The organism is Polaribacter sp. Q13, from assembly GCF_016858305.2.
GTDB lineage: Bacteria > Bacteroidota > Bacteroidia > Flavobacteriales > Flavobacteriaceae > Polaribacter.
Map to the genome: position 1 here is coordinate 1,871,617 of NZ_CP074436.1, position 22,434 is coordinate 1,894,050.

The 22,434-nt window shown below is 30.8% G+C and carries 24 protein-coding genes; 10 read left to right on the forward strand and 14 right to left on the reverse strand.

The window, feature by feature from the left end; translation table 11 throughout:
* Positions 1-45 precede the first annotated feature (45 nt).
* The 6 genes from JOP69_RS07845 (at position 46) to JOP69_RS07870 (ending at position 5,625) form a co-directional block, all read left to right on the forward strand.
* The gene (locus JOP69_RS07845; RefSeq protein WP_203393981.1) at positions 46-1,602 is read left to right on the forward strand and encodes an NAD(P)/FAD-dependent oxidoreductase; all 1,557 of its coding nucleotides are present in this window, start codon (positions 46-48) and stop codon (positions 1,600-1,602) included.
* Positions 1,603-1,737: 135 nt separating this feature from the next.
* Positions 1,738-2,799 (forward strand): mechanosensitive ion channel family protein, encoded by a 1,062-nt coding sequence (locus JOP69_RS07850; protein WP_203393980.1) that lies wholly within the window; start codon positions 1,738-1,740, stop codon positions 2,797-2,799.
* Between the two features lie 249 nt (positions 2,800-3,048).
* On the forward strand, positions 3,049-3,192 hold the full coding sequence (locus JOP69_RS07855; RefSeq protein WP_203393979.1) for a hypothetical protein: 144 nt from the start codon (positions 3,049-3,051) through the stop codon (positions 3,190-3,192).
* A 180-nt stretch (positions 3,193-3,372) separates the two neighbouring features.
* Positions 3,373-3,810: a RimK/LysX family protein gene (locus JOP69_RS07860; protein ID WP_203393978.1), complete on the forward strand. Its 438-nt coding sequence runs from the start codon at positions 3,373-3,375 to the stop codon at positions 3,808-3,810.
* Positions 3,810-4,685 carry a 30S ribosomal protein S6--L-glutamate ligase gene (gene rimK, locus JOP69_RS07865; RefSeq protein ID WP_203393977.1) on the forward strand — a complete coding sequence of 292 codons (876 nt, stop codon included), beginning with the start codon at positions 3,810-3,812 and terminating at the stop codon, positions 4,683-4,685. The genes JOP69_RS07860 and rimK overlap by 1 nt, the downstream gene beginning before the upstream one ends.
* The gene (locus JOP69_RS07870) at positions 4,675-5,625 is read left to right on the forward strand and encodes a succinylglutamate desuccinylase/aspartoacylase family protein (protein ID WP_203393976.1); all 951 of its coding nucleotides are present in this window, start codon (positions 4,675-4,677) and stop codon (positions 5,623-5,625) included. Before rimK ends, JOP69_RS07870 begins: the two co-directional genes overlap by 11 nt.
* A gap of 205 nt (positions 5,626-5,830) precedes the next feature.
* Here the strand turns inward: JOP69_RS07870 and JOP69_RS07875 are convergent, their stop codons facing one another.
* From JOP69_RS07875 to JOP69_RS07885, 3 genes are all read right to left on the reverse strand, one after another.
* Positions 5,831-6,712: a carbohydrate kinase gene (locus tag JOP69_RS07875; RefSeq protein WP_203394056.1), complete on the reverse strand. Its 882-nt coding sequence runs from the start codon at positions 6,710-6,712 to the stop codon at positions 5,831-5,833.
* A gap of 95 nt (positions 6,713-6,807) precedes the next feature.
* Positions 6,808-8,082, reverse strand: coding sequence for a glycosyltransferase (locus tag JOP69_RS07880; protein WP_203393975.1), 1,275 nt, complete (start codon positions 8,080-8,082; stop codon positions 6,808-6,810).
* A 4-nt stretch (positions 8,083-8,086) separates the two neighbouring features.
* Positions 8,087-10,186 carry an HAD-IIB family hydrolase gene (locus JOP69_RS07885; protein WP_203393974.1) on the reverse strand — a complete coding sequence of 700 codons (2,100 nt, stop codon included), beginning with the start codon at positions 10,184-10,186 and terminating at the stop codon, positions 8,087-8,089.
* 545 nt (positions 10,187-10,731) lie between these two features.
* Between JOP69_RS07885 and JOP69_RS18675 the strand changes: the two genes are divergently transcribed.
* Positions 10,732-10,857: a hypothetical protein gene (locus tag JOP69_RS18675; RefSeq protein ID WP_252191210.1), complete on the forward strand. Its 126-nt coding sequence runs from the start codon at positions 10,732-10,734 to the stop codon at positions 10,855-10,857.
* Here JOP69_RS18675 and JOP69_RS07895 read toward each other — a convergent pair.
* Positions 10,841-12,307 carry a magnesium chelatase gene (locus JOP69_RS07895; protein ID WP_203393973.1) on the reverse strand — a complete coding sequence of 489 codons (1,467 nt, stop codon included), beginning with the start codon at positions 12,305-12,307 and terminating at the stop codon, positions 10,841-10,843. The genes JOP69_RS18675 and JOP69_RS07895 overlap by 17 nt on opposite strands.
* Positions 12,308-12,397: 90 nt before the next feature.
* Entirely contained in the window at positions 12,398-13,522 is a 1,125-nt protein-coding gene (locus JOP69_RS07900; protein ID WP_203393972.1) for a VWA domain-containing protein, read from the reverse strand.
* 123 nt (positions 13,523-13,645) lie between these two features.
* Between JOP69_RS07900 and JOP69_RS07905 the strand changes: the two genes are divergently transcribed.
* Complete coding sequence (locus JOP69_RS07905; protein ID WP_203393971.1) at positions 13,646-14,521, forward strand: TIGR01777 family oxidoreductase; 876 nt, start codon at positions 13,646-13,648, stop codon at positions 14,519-14,521.
* Positions 14,522-14,527: 6 nt separating this feature from the next.
* On the opposite strand, the gene JOP69_RS07910 is transcribed toward JOP69_RS07905, so the two are convergent.
* From JOP69_RS07910 to rsfS, 7 genes are read right to left on the reverse strand one after another with little or no spacing between them, the layout of a single operon-like run.
* A complete protein-coding gene (locus JOP69_RS07910) occupies positions 14,528-15,157 on the reverse strand; it encodes a YceI family protein (protein WP_203393970.1) in 630 nt (209 codons plus the stop codon).
* 4 nt (positions 15,158-15,161) lie between these two features.
* On the reverse strand, positions 15,162-15,428 hold the full coding sequence (locus JOP69_RS07915; protein ID WP_203393969.1) for an acyl-CoA-binding protein: 267 nt from the start codon (positions 15,426-15,428) through the stop codon (positions 15,162-15,164).
* 5 nt (positions 15,429-15,433) lie between these two features.
* Positions 15,434-16,090, reverse strand: coding sequence for a phosphatidylserine decarboxylase family protein (locus JOP69_RS07920; RefSeq protein ID WP_203393968.1), 657 nt, complete (start codon positions 16,088-16,090; stop codon positions 15,434-15,436).
* A gap of 2 nt (positions 16,091-16,092) precedes the next feature.
* Positions 16,093-16,887, reverse strand: a complete 795-nt coding sequence (locus JOP69_RS07925) for a phosphatidate cytidylyltransferase (protein ID WP_203393967.1) — start codon at positions 16,885-16,887, stop codon at positions 16,093-16,095.
* Position 16,888: 1 nt separating this feature from the next.
* Complete coding sequence (locus JOP69_RS07930) at positions 16,889-17,476, reverse strand: hypothetical protein (protein WP_203393966.1); 588 nt, start codon at positions 17,474-17,476, stop codon at positions 16,889-16,891.
* Positions 17,477-17,481: 5 nt separating this feature from the next.
* Complete coding sequence (gene ftsH, locus JOP69_RS07935; RefSeq protein ID WP_203393965.1) at positions 17,482-19,455, reverse strand: ATP-dependent zinc metalloprotease FtsH; 1,974 nt, start codon at positions 19,453-19,455, stop codon at positions 17,482-17,484.
* A gap of 19 nt (positions 19,456-19,474) precedes the next feature.
* Positions 19,475-19,843, reverse strand: coding sequence for a ribosome silencing factor (gene rsfS / locus JOP69_RS07940; protein ID WP_203393964.1), 369 nt, complete (start codon positions 19,841-19,843; stop codon positions 19,475-19,477).
* 87 nt (positions 19,844-19,930) lie between these two features.
* On the opposite strand from rsfS, the gene JOP69_RS07945 reads away from it, so the two are divergent.
* Positions 19,931-20,662: a biotin--[acetyl-CoA-carboxylase] ligase gene (locus JOP69_RS07945; protein ID WP_203393963.1), complete on the forward strand. Its 732-nt coding sequence runs from the start codon at positions 19,931-19,933 to the stop codon at positions 20,660-20,662.
* On the opposite strand, the gene JOP69_RS07950 is transcribed toward JOP69_RS07945, so the two are convergent.
* Complete coding sequence (locus JOP69_RS07950; protein WP_203393962.1) at positions 20,659-21,048, reverse strand: SRPBCC family protein; 390 nt, start codon at positions 21,046-21,048, stop codon at positions 20,659-20,661. The genes JOP69_RS07945 and JOP69_RS07950 overlap by 4 nt on opposite strands.
* A 9-nt stretch (positions 21,049-21,057) precedes the next feature.
* Positions 21,058-21,699 (reverse strand): orotate phosphoribosyltransferase, encoded by a 642-nt coding sequence (gene pyrE / locus JOP69_RS07955; protein WP_203393961.1) that lies wholly within the window; start codon positions 21,697-21,699, stop codon positions 21,058-21,060.
* Positions 21,700-21,706: 7 nt separating this feature from the next.
* On the opposite strand from pyrE, the gene JOP69_RS07960 reads away from it, so the two are divergent.
* Positions 21,707-22,309 (forward strand): NUDIX hydrolase, encoded by a 603-nt coding sequence (locus JOP69_RS07960; protein ID WP_203393960.1) that lies wholly within the window; start codon positions 21,707-21,709, stop codon positions 22,307-22,309.
* The last annotated feature ends 125 nt before the right edge of the window (positions 22,310-22,434 follow it).

Here is a 22,434-nt window from a genome sequence, read left to right on the forward strand (position 1 = left end):
AAAGTTATTTATTTAATAACCTTTAAATTTCATTATTTTTGCCACATGGTAAAAGAAATTCAACTTCGAGTAAATTTAATAGAAGAACGTAAAGAAAACATCTTATTATACAAAGCTTCTAAGCAATTAAGCCTTGATAAAAGTGAAATTTCTGCCGTAAAAGTATTACGTAAATCTATCGATGCACGTAAAAAGGACATCATCTTTAATTACAAGGTAGCCGTTTATATCAACGAGAATATTCCCGAAAAATCTGATTATATTTTTGAATATAAAGATGTTTCTAATGCCAAAGAAATACATATTATTGGTTTTGGACCCGCAGGAATGTACGCTGCTTTGCGCTGTATTGAATTAGGGTATAAACCTGTAGTTTTAGAACGTGGAAAAAACGTACAAGATAGAAGGCGTGATTTAAAAGCGATTAACCAAGATCATTTTGTAAACGAAGATTCTAATTATTGTTTTGGAGAAGGTGGTGCCGGAACGTATTCTGATGGAAAACTGTACACCCGTTCTTTAAAACGTGGAGATGTGAGAAGAATTTTTGAAAACCTTGTTTTCCATGGCGCTACAGAACAGATTTTGGTAGACGCACATCCACATATTGGAACCAATAAACTGCCAAAAATCATTGAGAATATTCGTGAGAATATTTTAAAATATGGTGGAGAAATTCATTTTGAAACTCGTGTTACAGATTTCACTGTAAAAAACAATAAATTACAAGCTATTCAGCTGAAAAACGGAACAGAAATGGCTGTGAATTCAATTATTTTAGCAACCGGACATTCGGCAAGAGATATTTACGAATTGTTGCATAAAAAAGAAATTGCTTTAAAGGCAAAATCTTTTGCTATGGGCGTTCGTGTAGAACATCCACAAGAAATTATTGATCAAATTCAATATCACTGCAAAGGAGAAAGAGATGAATTATTACCTGCTGCTGCCTATAGTTTAGTGCATCAAGTAAATAACAGAGGCGTATATTCTTTTTGCATGTGTCCCGGTGGATTTATTGTGCCTGCAGCTACTGCGAACGGAGAAGTTGTTGTAAACGGAATGTCACCCTCTCGTAGAAATAACCGTTTTGCAAATTCGGGTATTGTAGTTGAATTAGATATTGATAAAGATTTTAAGAAATACGAACATTTAGGTCCTTTAAAAGGCTTAGAATTTCAAAAAGATTTAGAAAAAATAGCTTTTTTAGCTGGTGGAAGAACACAAACTGCACCCGCACAAAGGCTGGTAGATTTTGTGGATGGTAGACTTTCTAACGATTTAAATGATTGTTCTTATCAACCTGGATTAAAATCGGCTCCTTTACATTCTTTATTACCTAAAATTATTGGTAGTAGATTGCGAAAAGGTTTTGCTGCATTCGGACAAAAAATGCACGGTTATTATACCAACGAAGCCAATATTATTGGTGTAGAATCTAGAACTTCATCACCAGTAAACATCCCAAGAAAAGAAAATTTAGAGCATACAGAAATAGAAGGCTTATATCCTTGTGGAGAAGGTGGTGGTTATGCCGGCGGAATAGTTTCTGCTGCCATGGACGGAGAACGTTGTGCGGAAGCTGCAATTGCAAAATTGTAGTTTTTAAAGCCTATTTTATAAAACTGTTTAGTTTGCTTCTAAACTTTTAAAAAACTATCTTTCCATAGTGCTAAAAAAAAATCAGTAACTACAAATATACACCTTATATCTGTATTGTTATAAAGCATAAAAAAAATGGAACAGATAGTTAACATCTTAAAATCGTTAATAGAACCTACTAGCATTATTCTATTATTAATTCTTTTATTATTTATCAATTCATGGATCTTTAAAAAAATAAAATCTAATAAATTATCTGGTAATATTTTAAAAAACAGTGTCTCCGCGCTAGTTATTTTTGTTGGTTTGCTTATTTTCATATTATCTTTTCCTATTGATAAAAGCCTAAAAGGTCAAATCTTAAGTTTTCTAGCCATTGTAGTCAGTGCAGGAATTGCGTTAAGTTCAACCACAATTTTAGGTAATATTATTGCAGGAATCATGAACAATTCTATGAATCGTTTTAGAAATGGAGACCTTATAGAAATTGGAGATTTACAAGGTAGAGTTACCAAAAAAAGTATTTTTCATACAGAAATTCAGTTAGAAGACAGTAATTTTATTACAATCCCCAATTTATACATCGCTTCCAATCCTGTTAAGCTAACTCGAAAAACAGATACTGTAATAGCCATTTCTGTTTCATTAGGCTATGACATTCCCAGAACAACTATAGAAAAACTGCTGAAAGAAGCTGCTACGTTAACCGGATTAAAAACGCCATATGTATACATTAAAAATTTGGGTGATTTTTCTGTAGTGTATAAAATACATGGTTTTCTAGAAGATAGCAGCAAATATTTTAGCACCATTTCTCTTTTAAATGGTAATGTAATGGATGTTTTACATAATGAAAAAATTGAGATTGTTTCTCCAACTTTTATGAATCAGAGAAATACAAGTGATAAATATTTTATACCAAAAAAGAGTACTGAGAAAGAAAGCACTAATAGCGAAAAAAACCCTGAAGATTTAATTTTTGACAAAGCGATAAAGTCAGAAAAAATAGAAAAGAAGAAAGACCAACTTGACGAATTAGATAAACAACAAGAATTACTCCGTAAAAAACAGAAAAGTTTAAAGATAGTAGATGAAATTCAAAAAAATAAATTATCAATAAAAAAAATTGATGACCTAAAAACAAAAGTTGAAAAAAGTATTGAAAAACAAAAGGAAGATGAGGACTTGAATAATTAACATCGCTTTGTTACAATTTATATAAAAACTGATTTTACTTTTGATGAACTACAAATCATCCGAAAGAATGTTTTTTAACGAACTTTTTCAACAAAATCCATATTCACTTTCCCCTTCCCTTTGCTTCAAGAATACCTCTAACCTCCAAAGCAAACTCAGGATTCTCTTTAATTAAAATTAATAAATCTCCTTTAATTACTGTTACTGTATAAGTGTTTGCCGATTCCCCCGAATAGTTACTATGATGTAATGTTTACATCTGTTGCAGTACTGCTAAAAGAAATCCAATCCACGTTTCTTGTAGACTCTTATGTTGCAGGTATAGCTGCACTTATATCCTCTTCACTAGAAGCAAAAGCAATTCCTAAAAATAACACGAGTACTATTAGTTAATTATATTTAGTTCCCCTTCACAAAACACCACCATAATTACCTGTAATTCAAATAATTAAGAGTAACTTATACTCATAAAACGGTGTCATGACTAACAATTCTAACAAAAAACAGTCATTATTATTATTTTATTCGAAAATGTAAATAAGTATCTGTAATTTTACATCTTAAATTTTATAAATGAAAATTACTATTGGTCGTGTTGATAAAGCAGATTTTCCGGAACTACATTTAGAAGACATTGATGTAAAAGTTGATTCTGGTGCTTACACCTCGTCAATTCATTGTTCTAATATTGAAGAAATTATTCTAAATAATGAACACTTTATCCGATTTAAATTATTAGATCCAGAACATTCATTATACAACAATAAGGAGTTTACTACTAAAAATTATGCTTCTAAATTGGTAAAAAGTTCTAATGGAATTTCTGAAAAAAGGTATTTAGTAGAAACTGAAATTGTAATTTTTGACCAAACTTTTCCGATTCATTTAACATTAAGTGAACGTAAAGACATGACCTACCCTGTATTATTGGGAAGAAAATTTTTAAATAAAATATTTGTGATAGACACCATAAAGAAAAATTTATCACACAAATTAAAAAACAAAATATAATGAGAATTGTAATCCTGTCTAGGAACCCCAACCTATACTCTACAAGAAGATTGGTTGAAGCTGCCACAAAAAGAAAGCACGAAGTATTTGTTGTAGATCACTTAAAATGTAACATTGAGATCGAAAGAAAAGCTCCAAAAATATTTTATAAAGGAGAATATTTAGAAGATATCGATGCTATTATTCCTAGAATTGGAGCTTCCGTAACTTTTTATGGAACAGCGGTTATACGTCAATTTGAAATGATGAAAGTATTTTCTGCAGTCTCTTCTATTGCATTAACTAGATCTAGAGATAAATTAAGCAGTTTACAAATTTTAGCAAGAGCTGGTGTTGGTTTACCTAAAACGGTATTTACAAACTACACAAAAGATGTAGAACATGTAATAAATTCTGTTGGAGGAACTCCTTTAGTTTTAAAACTTTTAGAAGGAACACAAGGTTTAGGTGTTGTTTTAGCTGAAACACCAAATGCTGCAACTTCTGTTTTAGAAGCCTTTAATGGCTTAGGTGCTAGAGTAATTGCACAAGAATTTATTAAGGAAGCTGGAGGTGCAGATATTAGAGCTTTTGTGGTAGATGGTAAAGTAATTGGAGCCATGAAACGTCAAGGAAAAGAAGGCGAATTCCGTTCTAATTTACATAGAGGAGGAAATGCAAATATTATTGAATTAACAGACGAAGAAGAAAGAACAGCTTTAAAAGCAACCAAAGCTATGGGCTTAGGTATTGCTGGTGTAGATATGCTACAATCCTCTAAAGGGCCATTGGTTTTAGAAGTAAACTCTTCTCCAGGTTTAGAAGGAATTGAAAAAGCAACTGGAAAAAATATTGCGAAAGAAATTATCCGTTATTTAGAATTACATGTCGAGTAAACCTTTTGTCCTTCTAGGAAAAGTAATTCCTGAAGGAAAACGTACAATTTTAGATTTAGAAGTAGCTAAATTACATACAAGAACAACGGTAAAAGTTCCGGTAATTATAGAGCGTTCTCATAATCCTGGACCTGTAGTTTTACTATTAGCTGGTATTCATGGAGACGAAACTAACGGTGTTGGTATTGTTAGAGAAATTATAGATTTAGGCATTAACAAACCTCAAAAAGGGACTATTATTTGCATTCCTGTTTTTAATATTTTTGGGTATTTAATACATACCCGAGAATTTCCTGACGGTAGAGATTTAAATAGAATGTTTCCAGGTACTTTAAATGGATCTTTAGCTAGCCAATTTGCCTATCAGTTTACAGAAAAAATTGCGCCGTTTGTAGATTATGTAATTGATTTTCATACTGGAGGTGGTAAACGTGATAATATAGCGCAAATTAGATGTAATAAAGATGATGAAAAAGCGCTAGAATTGGCAAAGGTATTTAACCCACCAATGATTGTTTTTTCTGAAAATATTAGAAAATCATTACGAGACACTTTACATAAAATGGGTAAAACTGTTTTACTTTTTGAAGGTGGAAAATCAAATGAACTAAATCCAACGATTATAAATGAAGGCGTAAACGGAACTAAAAATGTTTTAATTCGTTTAGGTTTAATTGAAGGAGAAATTACCGTAAGAGCAACTCCAATTTTTGTAAACAAAGCAAAATGGTTACGAGCAGCGCATTCTGGAATGTTTAAAATTACCGCTATCAACGGAAGTTTTGTAAAAAAGAAAGAGGTTTTGGGTATTATACAAGATCCTTTTGGCGAATTTAAAAAGAAAGTTTACGCACCTTTTAATGGTCATGTTTTTTGCATTAACAAAACACCTATTGTTAATAAAGGAGATGCGCTTTTTCATATAAGTATTGATGAATAATCTCTAGATTCTAAAAGATTTAGAAAATTAAAAAAGAACTGAGTATTTTTAAACTCAGTTCTTTTTTTTTGAATTCAACTCAAAAAAATATCCCTTTCAAGATTTCTAAAAAAATAGAAGTGCTAGAATTAAATACAACTTCAAATAAAATTAGCTTAGTAAGAAAATTATAAAAAGCAGCCGTTATAAAAATCCATTTCTATTACTAGAGACAACTAAACTCCTCAACTTCACTTTCAGAAATAATAGGGTTTGCTCCTTCATTTTGAGCAACTAAGGCACCAACAGCACAAGCAAAATCAATTGCTTTTTGTGGAGTTGAACCATTAATTAATTTACTTATTAATGAAGCTAAAAAAGAGTCTCCAGATCCTACTGTATCAGCAACTTTAATTTGATAACCACTATTGTAAAACAATGTATTGTCATATAATAAAACAGCACCATGCTCACCTTTGGTAACGCAAATATGTGCTGTTTTTGTTTTCTGAGCTATAAAATGTATGTTCTGTTCTAAATTATGAAAAGGAGAACCTAAAAAAGCACTAATTTCATACAATTCTTCATCATTAAACTTAATAAAATCTGCCTTATGCATCAACTCAACTAAAACTTCTTTTGCATAAAAAGGCGCTCTTAAATTCACATCAAAAATAGCATATTTAGCAAATTCTAAAAGTTGATACAACGTGTTTTTAGACACAGCATCTCTGGTTATTAAACTCCCAAAAACAAAAGCATCAGCTTGTTTTACCAAATCAGATGATTCTTTTGTAAATGGAATTTTATCCCAAGCTCTAGGATGAACAATCTCATATGTAGCAGCTCCTTTTTCGTTTAATGTTACTGCAACTTCTCCCGTTGTAAAATCTTCTAAAACTGTTACAGCCTTAGAATTTATATTTAATTCGTTAATATAATTCAAAATTATTTTACCTAATTCATCATTACCAATAGCACTTATCATGGCAACGTCATTATGAAAGGATTTTAAACGAATAGCAACATTTAATGGAGCTCCTCCTATTTTTTTATGTGTAGGAAAAACATCCCATAAAACTTCACCAAAACATACAATTTTAGACATCATTTAATTAAGGGTTTAGATTCCGATAAAAACCGGAATTAATTCAACTATAAAGAACTTAATCTGTTAATAATACACTTACATTTTTAGGGCAACTAATAAATATTAGATTCCATAGTGTTTTGATTTATAGAACTATTAAAAATGGTTAACATCCTTTTTGCGATTCCCGTCCAACCAAAATTTCTACGTGCAAAACGTGCTCCTTCAACAGACATTTCGTTTCTTAATTTAGGATACAACAGTGGCATTGCCATCATTGCACCAAATTCTTTTGGTCTGTGTGGATCTGCAAATAAAGCTTGATTTCCAAAATCAATTAAATCGCATAAACCACCATGCACAGTTATTACACTTGGTGTTCCACAAGCCATTGCTTCAATAGCAACCATACCAAAAGGCTCATATCTAGAAGGCATTACAAAAATACTTGCAGATCTATATACGTTTGCTAAATCTTCATCTGCAATATAGTTTTTCCACTTTATCTTGTCCATCACTCCAAGCTCCTTCGCTAGTACTTTTAACGTTTCTATTCCGTCTCTATCCTGTTGCGAATCTCCACCAATTGCCGCTACCAATCTAGCTTCCGGACACAACTCAAAAACAGTTGGTAAGGCATGTAATAACAAATCATAACCTTTATTATGTGCCATTCTACCGAGTGCTAAAATATCGGTTGGTTTGATATCATATTTTAATCGGATTTTATCATTCTCTTTAGATGGAACGGGATAGAATCTATTTTCATCAATTCCGGGAGGAATCATGCTACAATTTCTAGACAAAACATCATATTGCTGCACCAATAAATCTACTTGAGGAAGCGTCGTTGCAATTACAAAATTACACATCTGATACACAAAATATTCTTTCCTAATACGTTCTTTAAATCGATAGGTTTTTTCCATCTCTTTTTCGTCCATATCACTTCCCATAGAATGTTGTTTCCACCAACCTAAAGAATGTGGTGTATGTACATGACAAATTCCTAATTCTTCTGCAATTTTTTGTCCTGCCCAACCTGCATCCCAATAATGAGAATACACCACATCGTATTTTTTATTTTCTTTTTTTATAGCAGCCAATGTATTGGTCACAAACTTTTTTAAATGGTCGTGCATGTCTTCTTTTCTGATGAATTTTTTTCCACCAAAAGGAATTCTCCAAACACTAAAATTATCATCTACAACATCATACTCTGGTTGCTCTTCAAACTGCCGTGTTAACAAATCTACACGCTTGCCTAATCTACTAAATCTATCTGCTAATTCTAATACATATACTACTTGACCTCCTGTATCTGGTTTTCCTAATTCTGCATGCGCCCCTACATATCCATGTAAAGAAATCATTAATATTGATTTCATATTTCTATTTTTTAGTTTTAGTTTTAATTATTTTTAAATCATTGCAAGCTGATATATATTGAGCAGCAGACCAAGCTTGATATGCTTTTCCCATCGGTTTTCCGGTAGTTCCATGTGCCCATTCTGTAAACTCCCATTCTTCAGTAATTCCTTCTTTATTGATTAAAGCCAGTTTGTGTAACTCTTCTATTGCGATGTCTTTAAACCCTAATTTATTTACAAACTTTACCCAAAAACCACCTACAAATGGCCAAATACCTCCATTATGATAATGGTTGGGTAAATTCAGAAGATTTACAGTGTAATAAGGTTTCCAGTCTGGATCTCCAGGACTTACCACCGGGTATACATTTGCCACCGGAAATGGATCATTTACCCCAACACCCAACATAAATTTAAAGGTTTGATGCGCTTTTTCTGCATCTATAGTTCCGTGTAAAAAGGCCAATACATTTCCTAAAACATCACAACGCCAGCTAAAATCGAAAGGAGTAGTTTGTGCAATTAAATAAGAAGTATCTCCTAATGTAAATTGCTTCTCTGCAAAAGAAACCGATTGAAATAATTTTTGTTGAGTTGAAGGCCAAAAATTCTGTACTATCTCTTTTTTAATTACCTGAGACCATCTAATATGTTCCCCTGCATCCTCATGATTTCCTAACATTTCTAACATACGTCCGAAACACACATTAGATCTATACCAAAGAATTTCATCGTATAAAATATTATAACTTCTACCAAATAAATCTGTCCAGTCTCCTGCTTCCGGAATTTCTAAAAGGGCATCATTATTACTATCATGTGCTCCTAACCAACGCATGGTTTCCTTAATATCTCCAATATATTTTCTTAAGAAATCTATATCTTTGGTAACATTAACATATTCATAAAAAGCAATTACTACCCAAATACCACTATCTATAGAACAAATTCCACCAACTCCAGAATAATCTGGCTCACCATCTTTTAATCTAACATTTGCAGGTATTTGTCCATTTCTAGAAATATTATCTATTAAGGTGACTAATGTCTGTCTTTGGCATTTGTGAATTTCTTCATCATCAATTAAAGACAGCGAACCAATGACTGTAATTGCGCCATCTCTAGCCCAAACACTATGATAATTTTCATCGGTACCATTAGGAATATTATCCTTTATAGAACATGCAGAAAAACCAAGCGGCGTAATATTTTTCTTAAGGGCTTCAATTGCTTTTATATATCCTTCTTTAATTAATGCTACTTTTTCATCGGTATCTTCTTGTGTAAAATTCTCTTTCTCTTTTTTGATAAAAAAATCTTCTGAGTGATCTATTACAACATCATTAATTGCCTTTTCTGGTAAAATTCCGTAGAAAATTAATCCCTCTACAACTCCATCTCCTTTTTCTTTTTCTGTATGATATACCTTTTTATGCTTTGTGTATAAGTACAACTCTTCATGAGCATTTGCAACCACAATTCCGAATACATCTTTTAAATCGAACATGGCAGAATCATTACCACTATCTCCTGCAACTAAAACCTGATTAGATTTAAGTTTCAAGCGTCTTAATAGCCAACGTAAAGCGTTTCCTTTATTAGCCCATTTTGGTAATACGTCTAAAAATTTATTGCCCGAATACACAATATTAACATCCATGTCTGCATCTGCAAAATCTTGCTCTATACTTTCTATAAGTTCATTACTTGCATCATGAAAAAAATAGCTTCTTTTATAGGAGTGTTGAAATTTACTTGGTTGGTCACTAATAGGATGTTCTATTTTATGAATAATACTTTCAACAGATTCTAAATTCCAACCATCATCTAAAACATCATTAAATTCTTTTTCTACTGCCCCTTTTTTATAATTATAGATATGAGTTCCTACCCCAGAAATAATATAATCTGGTTTTGGAAGTACCTTTTTTTCTATTAAATCTAAAACATCATCAATTAAACGCCCCGTATTGTAAGTTAGAAGTACATCGTTTTCATCTTCATATTTTTCCCATATTTTTTTAAAGTTACTTTTATAAGTATGAAAATCTATTAAGGTATTATCAATATCAAATGATAATAATTTTATTTTATTTTCAATTTTTACGCTTTTTACAGTCATTTCATTGTGTTTTTAAGAGAGAATCATCAATAACACTGAATTTAATTAAAAATTAAAGAGCAACCAAAACTTAAGCGACCTATCGTTATTTGTAGCCCCATTTTTATGATTGTGATAATTATGACTATCAAAAAATAGTAAATAGAGAATGATAAAAATTATTTTCATAATTTACCTCCTATAAAAATAAACCTTGTTAATTATAAATTATAAGTACCTATAATTGCATGAAAAAAAAATAAGGAGTTGCTATTCGTTTCCTAAATTATGAAAGAAATTATATGATTTCACTTAAAAAATGATGCAGAATGAGGTATTTGATAGTCTAAAAAACATGCTTTACTGACCGGTATTTAACTTATTTTTTATAAAGTAGAAAATGAAGAAGGAGCTATACGTTGATAAGAAGCTGTAAAAGTAGCTTTATCTTATGGTTGGGTAGATGCTACTGTAAAAAATTTAGGTGATGGAAAACGTAGACTATATTTCTGTTCTAGAAAATCTAAAAATTTTTAAAATTTACACTAAGTTATAGAAAACAATACTTGTACTGGATTCATCAAGCAAGTCGAAAAAAGACAAGAAAAAACCGAATTATAGAAATAATTCGGTTGTGTTATCATACTATTAAAACTATTGGAACTCGGTCATTAATTACAGTCCACTCATAAAATTGCCATAAGGATCTTTAAACTGAGTACCTTCTGCAAAACGATACTTACTTAGTTTTTTAAATTCAACCAAAGCCCACAATACAAATTCTTTCATAAAATAAGTATCTGTTTCATTTAAGTTTGGTTGGTATTCTTTAATAAAAACATCTAAAGGTTTTACCTTATCTAATTCAGCTTTGTATTGCGCTTCTGTATATTCATCTAACAATTCAAAATCTTCATCAGCATTAAAGAACCAAGAAATAATATCATCATAAGGAGTTTCCGCTTCTTGTTTTTCTAACTTTTTAATCTCCGGAAAATAGGTTGGAAACAACGTTTTAATAGCATTTTTAATTAATGTTTCTGCCACTACTTGCGCTCCTTCTTGTTCGCCTTCATATACCAACTCTACTTTTCCTGTAATTGCAGGAATAATTCCGTCGAAATCATTTAGCCGAATCATTGTTTTTTCATCACCAGAAAGCAATGCTCTTCTTTCTGCCGTACTTAATAAGTTTTCAAACGCAGAAATACTTAAACGTGCACTTACACCACTTTTAGCATCTATATACTCACTTTCTCTCGCTTCAAAAACAATTTGTTCTAACAAGTCTTTTGCAAGTTCTGGTACTGTTATAAATTCTTTTTGAGAACCTACCTTGTTTGCTTCTTGTTGTGTAATGGTTTTAGCTGTTTCAATATCTTCTGGATAATGCGTTAAAATCTGTGAACCAATTCTATCTTTTAAAGGTGTAACAATACTCCCTCTATTGGTATAATCTTCTGGGTTTGCTGTAAACACAAACTGCATATCTAAAGGTAACCGTAACTTAAATCCTCTAATTTGAATATCGCCTTCTTGTAAAATATTAAACAACGCAACCTGAATTCTAGCTTGTAAATCTGGCAATTCATTAATTACAAAAATACATCTGTTAGCTCTCGGTATCATTCCGTAATGAATTACCCTATCATCTGCATAAGACAATTTTAAGTTTGCTGCTTTTATAGGATCTACATCTCCAATAATATCAGCAACAGTAACATCTGGTGTTGCTAACTTCTCTGCATAACGCTCACTTCTATGCAACCAATAAATTGGAGTCTTATCTCCTTTTTCTTTAATCAACTCAATGGCAAACCTAGAAATAGGGTTTAATGGATCATCGTTAATTTCAGATCCTTCTACAACAGGTATATATTCATCCAACAAATTTAACATCAATCTAGCCAAACGTGTTTTTGCTTGCCCTCTTAAACCTAACAAATTAATATTATGCCTGCTTAAAATAGCTCGTTCCAATTCTGGAATTACGGTATTTTCATACCCATAAATCCCTTTAAAAGCAGATTCTTTATTTTTTATTTTAGTTATCAGGTTTTCTCTTAACTCATCTTTAATTGATTTTGATTTGTATCCTAACTTTTCTAAATCTCCTAATGTTTTTATATTTTCTAAATTCATGTAATTCGATTTTTGCTATTAGCTTTTTGCCTTTAGCGCTTACTCTTGTGTTTTCTAACAGCTAAAAGCCAAAGGCTAATAGCTAAATTGTTACCCTCTAATTCTCTTTTTCCTATTTGTTTCGTAATCTTCAAAAATCATTTCTCCCAAACCTTTTAAACCAGTATAAAATGCTTTTCCTTGGTTTGCTTGTGTAAATGCTCTTACAAACTGCATCAAATACGGATCTTGTGCAATCATAAAAGTGGTAATAGGAATGTGTAATTTTCTAGCTTGTTGTGCCATTGCATAGCATTTATTTACAATGTATTTGTCTAAACCATTACTGTTCTTATAATATTGACCGTCTGGTAAACGCAAACAACTTGGTTTCCCGTCGGTAATCATAAAAATTTGTTTATTGGTATTTCTTTTTCTTCGGAGTAAATCCATTGCTAATTGTAAACCTGCCACCGTATTGGTATGATAAGGACCTACTTGTAAATACGGTAAATCTTTAATTTTGATAGCCCACGCATCATTACCAAAAACAATAATATCTAACGTGTCTTTAGGATAACGTGTGGTAATTAATTCTGCCAACGCCATCGCCACTTTTTTGGCAGGTGTAATTCTATCTTCACCATATAAAATCATAGAGTGACTAATATCAATCATTAACACGGTACTCATTTGGCTTTTATGCATAGTTTCTTCTACTACCAAATCATTTTCAGTTAAATTGAAACTGTCAATTCCGTTGTTAATTTGAGCATTCCGAATACTTTCTGTCATAGAAACTTTGTCTAAGGCATCTCCAAACTGATATCCTCTTAAATCTCCCGTATGTTCATCTCCAATTCCTGGAGATTTACTTTTATGATTTCCTGCGCCACTTCTTTTTATGTTACCAAAAATTTGGTTCAACGCTTGCTGACGAATGGCACGTTCCGTTTTTGGAGTTATCTTAATACCTCCCGTTCCATCACCTTTAATCTCTTCCTTTATATACCCTTTCTTTTTAAGATCTTCTATAAAATCATCAATAGTATAATTCTCATCCGTTAATTTATATTCTTTGTCTAAAGAACGCAACCAGTCTATGGCTTCATCAAAATCTCCAGAAGTATGCGTAATCAATTCCTTAAAAATTTCGAATAATTTTTCGAAAGGAGATTGGTTTTCTGCTTCATAGGTTTTAAAAACAAAACCTTTTCTTTTTTTGTTGTTTTTCATCCCTATAAAAGTACAATTTTATAAGGATGAAAAATAAAGATTAACATTGCTTTATTATATGTAAGCATAAATTTGTTTTATAAGAATTAAAAAACATTAAACAAAAATAATTATCTTTACAATATGGCAAAAATAATTATAACTGGTGGTACAGGTTTAGTCGGCAAAAGATTATCAAAATTACTGATTGATAAAAAGCATGAGGTTGTAATTTTAAGCCGTACTCCTAAACATAAAAATGAGTTTAAGTGGGATGTTTCTTCCAATTATATTGATGAAAAAGCATTACTCAATACAGATTACATTATTCATTTAGCAGGAGCAGGAATAGCAGATAAACGCTGGACTAAAGAAAGGAAACAAGTTATAATTGATAGCAGAGTTAAAACGGCTAATTTACTTTTTGATAAAACAGCTGCATTAAACATTCCTTTAAAAGGATTTATTTCTGCTTCTGGCGTTGGCTATTATGGAGCAATAACTTCTAATTTAATATTTACAGAAACAGACAAAGTAGGGGCTGATTTTTTAGGTGATGTTTGCCAAAAATGGGAAAATGCAGCACATCAGTTTTCAACAAAAAAAATACCGGTAACCATTTTAAGAACTGGTATTGTTTTAGCGGATAAAGGTGGTGCTTTAGAAAAGATGAAAACACCCATCGTTTCTCCTTTAGGTTCTGGCAAACAATTTTTACCTTGGATCCATTTAGATGATTTATGTGGAATATACATAAAAGCCGTTGAAGATAACTTATCAGGAATTTTTAATGCAGTTGCCCCAGAACATCATACAAGCAAAAGTTTTTCTAAAGCATTGGCTAAAAGTATTAGAAAACCATACTTAGGTATTGGAGTTCCTGGTATTTTATTAAAACTTATATTTGGAGAAATGGCAATTATTCTTTTAGAAGGAAGTAAAATTTCGGCAAAAAAAATCGAAAAGAACGGTTATTCTCTTCGATTTAAAACACTAAAAAAAGCGTTATATAATTTATAAAAATTCTTAGAAAGTTGTTGTAATATTTAAAGCTACATCACTCCATGTTTTAGAAACTCCGTCTGCCCCTTTATGTAAATCTAAACAAGCAGTATTTAAAGAAGCCAAAGCAGCACCAGCATTCCATTTTGTAATATCCATGGTACCTGTCATATTAAAAACATTTCCTACAATTGTATAGGTAAAAGCTACTTTTTCTGTAACTCCATTCATTTTTATTTCCGCAACACCGTTAGTATCATCTGTTAAAAGTAACTTACCAGAAAGTAATTTAGTGTTATCCATAATACCAAAAAAGAATTTTTTGATTTTAAAATCTCTACTCGTATCTTTTGTGAAAATACTACTTACAGGAATTGAAAATTCCGTATTATTAATAGCCTCTTTAACAGAATTTCCTTCTCCACCAGAGATAATATTTACGGTATTAAACTGACCTCCTACAGGAACTTTATCTGTAGTTTTATAAGCCACAAAGTTAATTTCGTTTTTCGATTGCTTTAAAGAAAAAGCAGCTGTACTTTTCTTTACTTCCATTTTACTTTCAGTCTCCTTATCAGATTTCTTTTCTGATTTACAAGAAGAAAAATTAAACGCTACAACCATTAATAATGATAAAATTACTACTTTTTTCATGATATTATTTTTTAATATTTAAAACTTGATTTGCTAATTTTATATACTCTAGTTTTGCTTCGTCAGATTTCATTCCGTTTAATTGCATCCATGCATTCAATTTAAATGCACTTCTAACGTTATGTTCATCATTAAAAGAAAATTTATTGCCAAAGTTAGCTTGTTTATTATAAGCATAAAACATTAGCATTATATCTGGGGCAATCGCTTTTCCCAATTTAGAAATTTTACAGAAAGCTTCATTAAACTCTTCGTCTAAATTAAACTCCATATTCTTTATTTTTCTGCAATTACTTGAACTCCACCTTTCACTTTATCTCCTAAAGATACATTTAACTTTGTACCTAATGGAAGAAAAAGATCTACTCTAGAACCAAATTTAATAAAACCTGCATCTGCTCCTTGTACAGCTGTATCTCCTACTTTGGCATAGTTTACAATTCTCTTAGCTAAAGCACCTGCAATTTGTCTGTATAACACATCACCAAAAACCTTGTTATTAACAACTACAGTAGTTCTTTCGTTTTCTGTGGATGATTTTGGATGCCATGCTACCAAATATTTTCCTGGATGATATTTGCTATATTTTACCACTCCACTCATAGCATATCTAGTTACATGCACGTTAATTGGAGACATAAAAATTGAAACTTGTAATCTTTTACCTTTGTAGTATTCTGGCTCTTCTACCTCTTCAATAACAACCACTTTACCATCTACAGGTGCAACTAATACATTATCATTTAAAGGTGCAATTCTTTTAGGGTTTCTAAAAAATTGTAAAACAATCACTAGAAAAGCAAGAAATATAACCTGAATTGCTTTTACTAGCCAAGGAATATCAATGAATTTTTCAGCTAAAATAACACCTGCTATTGTTATAATAAAAGTAATAACAATTATTTTATACCCTTCTTTGTGAAAACGAATCATACTTAAATTATAAAATTAATATACAAATATACAAATGGCGCAGCAAATAGCAAACTATCCAATCTATCTAAAATACCACCATGACCTGGCATAATACTACCACTATCTTTCATATTAGCTTGTCTTTTAAATTTAGACTCTACTAAATCTCCTATAGTACCAATTACACTTATTATAACAGCTATTACCAACCAATTTACAGCTGTAAAATCTACATTTAACTTGCTAATTATAAAAGCAGCTATTAATGCAAAAACCAAACCACCTAAAAAACCTTCTTGCGTTTTTTTAGGAGAAACGGAAACAAACAATTTTCTTTTTCCAAAATTTTTACCCACTAAAAAAGCAAAACTATCATTCACCCAAATAAGAATAAGAATAGAAATTATTAAGTGAGGATTATAGATTCCTTTATAAATAGGTAAAAGGATTAAAAAAATCATAGAAAAAATAGGATACCTAATTAGTAAACCAGATTTAGATCTATCGTTAGAAAAAGTAATTTCTTTTTTAGTAAATAAAGAATAGATAAGAAATAAAGATGAAACTATTGTAATCCCTAAAACACCTACAACAGCATAGCTTTCTGGTCTTTTTAACATTAAAAACAATGCTAAAGCAAAGAAAATATACCCTATATATCCTTTAAAATTAATTAGTTTAGAAAACTCCCAAACACATAAAAAACCAAAAATAGTTGTTAAAATTACATACGATTCTTTTGAAAAAAGAATCGCTGATATAAAAATTAAAACGTAGATAATGCCCGATAGGCTCCTTCTTAAAAGGTTACTCATATTATAAATCTTCTAATAGCAGCAAATATAAGTTTTTTGAGTTACTGTTTCCGTAGTTTAAGAAATTATCATCATTTTTATTAATGCTGTAATTTTTTATGGCAGAAATATTGGTAGGTAAATCACCCTTGTGGTGTATTTTAATACCTGTTAAACCCTGCCCCATATCTTTAACCAATTGGCTCGTAGTTGCGTACACTATAAAGTTCTGTGGCATCTCCGATAACTTAATACTTTTTAATTGTTTTGAAGAAAATAAAATATCTCCATTATCTGCAACTAAATGCTCACAATTCAAGAAAACAGGAATGTTAGAATGAAAATTACTATTCATTGCTACATCATTTTTGTTAAAAAAAGAAGATAACTGATTATCTAAAACTGTTATTTGATTCCAGTTATTCTCTTTTAGAATATTTTTTAAATTTTCTACAACTTCATTTTCTTTTAAACAATACAAAAACTTACCTCCTTTTTCCAAAAAATTATGCACAAACAAGTCATCCAAAGACAAATCTACTTCTTGCCTTTGGATTTCCTTTTCTTCTTTAACGGATGCTATGTTGAATAACTTTTTAAAAAAATTCATTTATATTATTCTTCAGTATTTAATTTAACTGGTGAAATAGCTTCTTTTTCATCTACAATTTCCACTTCAAGAGCTTCTTCAAAAGGTCTTTTTCCGAATATCTTTTCTAAATCGTCTTTAAAGATTACTTCCTTTTCTAATAACAATTCAGCTAAAATTGTTAGTTTATCTTTATTTTCATCTAATATTTGAATTGCTCTTACATATTGCGCTTCAATTATTTTAGAAATCTCTTGATCTATTGTTTTACCTGTTTCTTCACTATAAGGTTTTACAAAACCATCATTTCCAGAAGAATCATAATATGTAACATTACCAACGGCTTCATTTAATCCATAAACAGTAACCATTGCTTTTGCTTGCTTAGTTACTTTTTCTAAATCACTTAAAGCTCCTGTAGAAATTTTATTAAACATTACTTTTTCCGCAGCTCTACCACCCATAGTAGCACACATTTCATCTAACATCTGTTCTGTCTGCACAATCATTCTCTCTGCAGGTAAATACCAAGCAGCACCTAAAGATTGTCCTCTTGGTACAATTGTCACTTTTACCAATGGAGCAGCGTGTTCTAACATCCAACTAATTGTTGCATGACCTGCTTCATGAAAAGCAATCACTTTTTTCTCTTTTGGCGTAATTACCTTATTTTTCTTTTCTAAACCTCCAACAATTCTATCTACAGCATCTAAGAAATCTTGATGATGAATTGCTTTTTTACCATTTCTGGCAGCAATTAATGCAGATTCATTACACATATTAGCAATGTCTGCTCCAGAAAAACCAGGAGTTTGTTGTGCTAAGAAATCTATCTTAACATCTCCTGCTAGTTTTAAAGGTTTAATATGTACTTCAAAAATTTCTTTTCTTTCGTTGATGTTTGGTAAATCTACATAAATCTGTCTATCAAAACGACCTGCACGCATTAAAGCACTGTCTAAAACATCTGCTCTATTGGTTGCAGCCAATACAATTACATTTACATCTGTACCAAAACCATCCATTTCTGTTAGTAATTGATTCAACGTATTTTCACGTTCATCATTACCACCAGTCATACTATTTTTTCCACGAGCTCTACCGATGGCATCAATCTCATCAATAAAAATAATAGAAGGAGATTTTTCTGCCGCTTTTTTAAATAAATCTCTTACACGAGAAGCACCAACACCCACAAACATCTCAACAAAATCTGAACCAGATAAAGAGAAAAAAGGAACATCAGCTTCACCTGCAACGGCTTTAGCTAATAAAGTTTTACCTGTTCCTGGAGGTCCTACTAACAAAGCTCCTTTTGGAATTTTACCTCCTAAAGAAGTATATTTTTCTGGGTTTTTTAAGAAATCTACAATTTCTTGCACCTCTTCTTTAGCACCTTCTAGTCCGGCTACATTTTCAAATGTAGTTTTTACCTTTGTGTCTTTATCAAATAATTTCGCTTTAGATTTACCAATGCTAAAAATTTGACCACCACCACCAGCGCCTGCTCCACCGCCAGACATTCTCTTCATAAAAAACAACCAAACGGCAATTAATATTATGAAAGGTAAAAAGCCTAAAATAGTATCAAGTACACTTGTTTTATTTTCGTTTTTTATATCAAAATCTAAAGTATTAGCAACTCTTGCTTTTTCTATATTATTCTCAAAATTTTGTAAATCACCAAAATTATAGTCATAAAAAGAAGACCCTTTTGTATAAAAAGCAGAATTGATCACTTTTCTGTAACGTTCTTTCTTCTGCGCTTCTTCCTTAATATAAATTTGAGCTATATTGTTATTTAAAACAACAATTCTAGAGATATCGTTCTCTTTTAAAATATCATTAAACTCATTTTTCGAAATACTTTTAGTAGCTAAATCTCCACTACTAAAAAACTGAAATGCCATTATGACAACAAATATTGCACCATAGATCCAATACGCGTTAAACTTAAATTTAGGCAAATTTGCTTTATTATCTTTTTTTGAATCACTCATTTATTTAAAATAAAAAAATTTAAACTGATTTTATCTCTGTAATTTTTGCATCACCCCAAAGACTTTCAATATCATAATACTCACGAACCTGTTTTTGAAAAATGTGTACTACTACATTTACATAATCCATTAAAACCCATTCAGAGTTTGTTTGGCCTTCTATATGCCAAGGTTTGTCTTTAAGTTCTTTGCTAACTATTTTTTGAATAGAACCAGAAATTGCATTTACTTGTGTATTTGAGTTTCCTGAGCAGATTATAAAATAATCACAAACAGTATTCTCTATATCTCGTAAGTCTAATAATTGAATATCTTCTCCTTTTACTTCATCAATCCCTTTAATAATTAAAGCAATTAAATCATCTGTACTTACTTGTTTTTTCGTCATTAACTTTTTTCTATATTTAACGCAAAGTTATTATTTTTTTGCGAGTATTTTATGTATTATTACAGTTGTTTACACTTTATTTAACACTTGAAAATAATCAAACTTAGTGCCACCGATTCTACAAATTCTTTTTTAAAGGATTTATCGCAAAATTCTACCCTAGAGAATTTTACTACTATTGTGGCTCAAAACCAAACAAAAGGTAGAGGCCAACAGCATACAATATGGGAGTCTGCACCTTATAAAAACCTCACATTCAGCACATTTATATCTTTTGAAAATTTAAAAATAGTGCACAAAAAATATTTAAACTTTGCTATTTCTTTGGCTATTTATGATGTTTTATTCGCTAAAAAACTTCCTAAAACTTCTATAAAATGGCCTAACGACATTCTGTCAGCAAACAAAAAAGTTTGCGGTATTTTAATAGAAAATACTTTTTACGGAGATAGAATTAAGAATTCTTTTGTAGGAATTGGACTAAATGTGAATCAAGAATCATTTCCAGCATACTTAACCAATGCCACTTCTTTAAAACTAGAAACAGGCGCTACTTATAATTTAGATAATTTATTAACTACTATTATAGAAGAATTTCAACAAAAAATAAAATTGCTAACTTCTCAAAAGTTCAATCTTTTAGAAGAACAGTATTTAGATGTATTGTATAAAAAAAATATCCCTACTATGTTTAAAAATAGTAAGGATGAAATTTTTATGGGTATGATTTCGGGTATTTCCGATTTCGGAAAATTACAAATTCAATTAGAAGATGATTCTATAACTGAATTTGGATTGAAAGAAATATCGTTCCTTTAAAGTTTCCCTATATTTTCTGTTAGAGTATCTACAAATTTTGTCAATGGTTTTTTAATCATCATTGCCATCATTGCATTAAACTCGCCGTCAAATTTTAAAGTTATTTCTGTATTTTTTTCAGAAACCTCATTAATATCCGCAGCTAAAGTAAAAGGTAACTTACTACTTGCAGCACCTAAAGTAATATTAGAAAATGGTGTTTTTTCTTTTAATACCAATCTAATTTCTGGCATACCAGGTAAACCAAAAATAAAAGATTCTCCATCTACTTCAAATTTTTGAATATTTTCTGGCATTAATTGCTCAAAATTTTTCAAATCTGAAAAAAAAGTAAACACCTCTTCTGCAGATTTTTTAATGGTAACTGTATTTCCGTTTATATTCATGCTTCCGTTTTATTGTTTCCACTCACTTGGATTCTTTCTCCAATCGTTTAACGTAATTAGCTCTTTATCTGTAATATAATTACTATCTAAAGCTTGTTCTAGTAAGTTATCGTAACTACTTAAAGTGGTTAATCTTACGTTTTTTTCCTCGAAATTTTTAGTTGCAACATCAAATCCATAAGAAAAAATAGCCACCATACCTTTTACAACAGCACCTGCTTCTTTTAAAGCCTCTACTGCATTTAAGCTACTATTTCCTGTACTTATTAAATCTTCAATAACCACAACATTCTGCCCTCTTTCTAAATGCCCTTCAATTTGGTTCTTTCTTCCATGCTTTTTTGGCTCTGGCCTCACATAAATAAAAGGAACACCTAATTCTTGCGCAACTAAAACACCAATAGCAATTGCACCTGTAGCTACACCTGCAATTACGTCTGGCTTACCATATTCTAATTCTACAATTTTAGCAATTGCTTCCTTTAAAAAAATACGAACTGGAGGATAAGATAACGTAATTCTGTTATCACAGTATATTGGAGATTTCCAACCTGATGCCCAATTAAAAGGGTCATTTGGACTTAACTTTATTGCTTTTATTTGCAACAAAAGTTCAGCCGTTTTTTTTGCCGTATCTTTGTTTAAACTCATATCGCAAATGTATAAAGTTTTTGTAAATGATTCGCCAATAATTATCACTTCTTCTACAAAAAAAGAAAATATTTTTCCTGTTTACAATTTTAAGAATGTAGTTATTTTAGAAATCATAGATAAATTAAGGAATAATGAGCTTAAAGGGATTAATTTATACTCTACAGACTTAGAGCAAGATTGGAAATCTTTTTTAAGTAATATGAAACTCATTCCCGCCGCTGGCGGATTGGTTTTAAACCCAGAAAACAACGTACTATTTATTTATAGAAATGGTATTTGGGATTTACCAAAAGGTTGGGTTGAAAAAGGAGAAACAATAGAAACCGCAGCAATTAGAGAGGTAGAAGAAGAGTGTGGCATTACAAATCTTACACTTCGCCAACCTTTAATTACTACCTATCATATTTATTTTCATAAAGGAATAAAACTAAAACAAACCTATTGGTTTTTAATGTCTTCTGATTATTCAGATACGTTAACCCCTCAACTAGAAGAAGGAATTACAGAAGTTGGTTTTAAAAATAAATCAGAAATTAAGACTGCTTTAAAAAATACCTATGCCAATATACATTTGGTATATCAAGCATATATAGATACTTGTATTTAAGTGCAGACAACAACTGCTATATGCTTAGAAGTTCATAAAAATAGTTGGTCCTATTTTAGTCCTTTTAAAATTTTAAAACCTACCTTTTCTCTTTATCTCATAAAGTATTTTATAATTAGGTATTG